The organism is Mesorhizobium sp. M0800, from assembly GCF_040320095.1.
Taxonomy (GTDB): domain Bacteria; phylum Pseudomonadota; class Alphaproteobacteria; order Rhizobiales; family Rhizobiaceae; genus Mesorhizobium.
In genome coordinates this window covers 100,001-102,995 of the sequence record NZ_JAMYOZ010000024.1, presented here as the reverse complement: position 1 = coordinate 102,995, position 2,995 = coordinate 100,001, and the positions used below count along the sequence as shown (strand labels likewise).

The window sequence follows — 2,995 nt, the reverse complement described above, 5'->3', positions numbered from 1 at the left end:
GAATCGGTGATCGCAACGTCACCACCGTGCCATGGCCGCTCGCCCCTCAGAGCAGGCGCCGTTCTCTCTCCAAAACTTTTTGCAGAACCTTCAGCACACTATCCGGTTAGAGCTGCATCCATGCAGCACAGTTAGGTGCCGGCAGGACGTGGAACTCCGTCGCGGCGCGCGAGCTTCGGTGTTTGGCAGCACGCCCCAAAACAAGAAACCTGGCGCCGTAAGGCTACCGGGGTTTTTGATGCTCGCATGCAAGGAATTTGGTTGCGGGGGCTGGACCTTCCTTGGTGTCTCGCTGTGCCTGCTTCGTGCGAGGCCTGACGGGGATCGAACCAATCGGCCAGCAAAACGAAAACGGCCCGCACAAGGCGGGCCGTTTTCGAATTTGGTTGCGGGGACAGGATTTGAACCTGTGACCTTCAGGTTATGAGCCTGACGAGCTACCGGGCTGCTCCACCCCGCGTCAACCCTAAAGGTAAGCCTTGGCTCACCGGATTCAAGCTTCCGCCAAATGAAAGGGCCGCTTTCGCGGCCCGGAGTCCCGTTGGCGGGCCTGTTCGTAAGGAGAAGATTAAACAACGTGCGCTTGGCAGACCTGGCAGCGACCTACTCTCCCGCGTCTTGAGACGAAGTACCATCAGCGCTGGAGCGTTTCACGGCCGAGTTCGGAATGGGATCGGGTGCAGCCGCTCCGCCATAACCACCAGGTCGGCAAAACGCACGTTGCTCGAGAAGCTGTTTTCTGTGCCATCCATTTCGGCGCAATCCAAGGATTGTCACCAGAAATGGGCATTAGGAATGAGAACGATCAAGCCGATCGAACTATTAGTACCGGTAAGCTTCAAGCGTTGCCGCTCTTCCACACCCGGCCTATCAACGTGGTCGTCTTCCACGGTTCTCAGGGAATACTCGTTTTAAGGTGGGTTTCCCGCTTAGATGCCTTCAGCGGTTATCCCGTCCGGATATAGCTACCCTGCTATGCGGCTGGCGCCACAACAGGTCCACCAGAGATCCGTCCATCCCGGTCCTCTCGTACTAGGGACAGATCCTTTCAATATTCCTACACCCACGGCAGATAGGGACCGAACTGTCTCACGACGTTCTGAACCCAACTCACGTACCGCTTTAAATGGCGAACAGCCATACCCTTGGGACCTGCTCCAGCCCCAGGATGCGATGAGTCGACATCGAGGTGCCAAACAACCCCGTCGATATGGACTCTTGGGGGTCATCAGCCTGTTATCCCCGGCGTACCTTTTATCCGTTGAGCGATGGCCCTTCCACGCGGGACCACCGGATCACTATGACCGACTTTCGTCTCTGCTCGACTTGTCAGTCTCGCAGTCAGGCAGGCTTATGCCATTGCACTCAGCGAACGATTTCCGACCGTTCTGAGCCCACCATCGCGCGCCTCCGTTACTCTTTAGGAGGCGACCGCCCCAGTCAAACTACCCACCATACATTGTCCCGGACCCGGATAACGGGCCGCGGTTAGACATCCATAGTGATAAGGGTGGTATTTCAAGGGTGGCTCCACCTGAGCTGGCGCCCAGGTTTCAAAGCCTACCACCTATCCTACACATGCCACTACGAATGCCAATGTAAAGCTATAGTAAAGGTGCACGGGGTCTTTCCGTCTAACCGCAGGAACCCCGCATCTTCACGGGGAATTCAATTTCACTGAGTCTATGCTGGAGACAGCGGGGAAGTCGTTACGCCATTCGTGCAGGTCGGAACTTACCCGACAAGGAATTTCGCTACCTTAGGACCGTTATAGTTACGGCCGCCGTTTACTGGGGCTTCGATTCAGAGCTTGCACCCCTCCTCTTAACCTTCCAGCACCGGGCAGGCGTCAGACCCTATACGTCGTCTTGCGACTTCGCAGAGCCCTGTGTTTTTGATAAACAGTCGCTACCCCCTGGTCTGTGCCACCCTCCCATGCTTGCGCATGAAAGGGTCACGCTTCTTCCGAAGTTACGCGTGCAATTTGCCGAGTTCCTTCAGCATAGTTCTCTCAAGCGCCTTGGTATACTCTACCAGTCCACCAGTGTCGGTTTCGGGTACGGTCTATAAGGAGGAGCTATTTCCTGGAACCACGCAGCAGCCCTTTCAATCCGATAAGATTGGACTACCTCAATGATCCGTCACTTCCTCCAGGCCCACGAATATTAACGTGGTTCCCATCGTCTACGCATTTCTGCCTCGACTTAGGGGCCGGCTAACCCTGCTCAGATTAGCTTTAAGCAGGAACCCTTGGACTTTCGGCGGGGGAGTCTCTCACTCCCCTTACGTTACTCATGTCAGCATTCGCACTTCTGATACCTCCACCACCCCTCACGGGTATGGCTTCATCAGCTTACAGAACGCTCCGCTACCGCTTGCATTGCTGCAAACCCTAAGCTTCGGTGTATGGCTTTAGCCCCGTTACATTTTCGGCGCAAAGACCCTTATTTAGACCAGTGAGCTGTTACGCTTTCTTTAAATGATGGCTGCTTCTAAGCCAACATCCTGGTTGTTTTGGGATCCTCACATCCTTTCCCACTTAGCCATAACTTGGGGACCTTAGCTGTAGGTCAGGGTTGTTTCCCTTTTCACGACGGACGTTAGCACCCGCCGTGTGTCTGCCGACTATTACTCCCAGGTATTCGGAGTTTGGTTAGGTTTGGTAATCCGGTGAGGACCCCTAGCCCATCCAGTGCTCTACCCCCTGGGGTATTCGGTCGACGCTCTACCTAAATAGATTTCGCGGAGAACCAGCTATTTCCGAGTTTGATTGGCCTTTCACCCCTAGCCACAAGTCATCCCGAACTATTGCAACAGTTATGGGTTCGGTCCTCCAGTAAGTGTTACCTTACCTTCAACCTGCTCATGGCTAGATCACTCGGTTTCGGGTCTAATGCGACGAACTGAACGCCCTGTTCAGACTCGCTTTCGCTGCGCCTACACCTATCGGTTTAAGCTTGCTCGTCACACTAAGTCGCTGACCCATTATACAAAA

At 54.7% G+C, this 2,995-nt stretch carries 1 tRNA gene and 2 rRNA genes (1 of these 3 only partly in view); all 3 read right to left on the bottom strand.

The annotated features are described in order from the left end of the window. Window positions 1-383: 383 nt before the first annotated feature. Window positions 384-460, bottom strand: a tRNA-Met gene (locus tag NKI18_RS24090). A 130-nt stretch (window positions 461-590) separates the two neighbouring features. Continuing rightward, window positions 591-705 (bottom strand): 5S ribosomal RNA (gene rrf, locus NKI18_RS24085). Window positions 706-801: 96 nt separating this feature from the next. Continuing rightward, window positions 802-2,995: ribosomal RNA gene (locus tag NKI18_RS24080) — 23S ribosomal RNA — on the bottom strand (it continues 605 nt past the right edge of the window).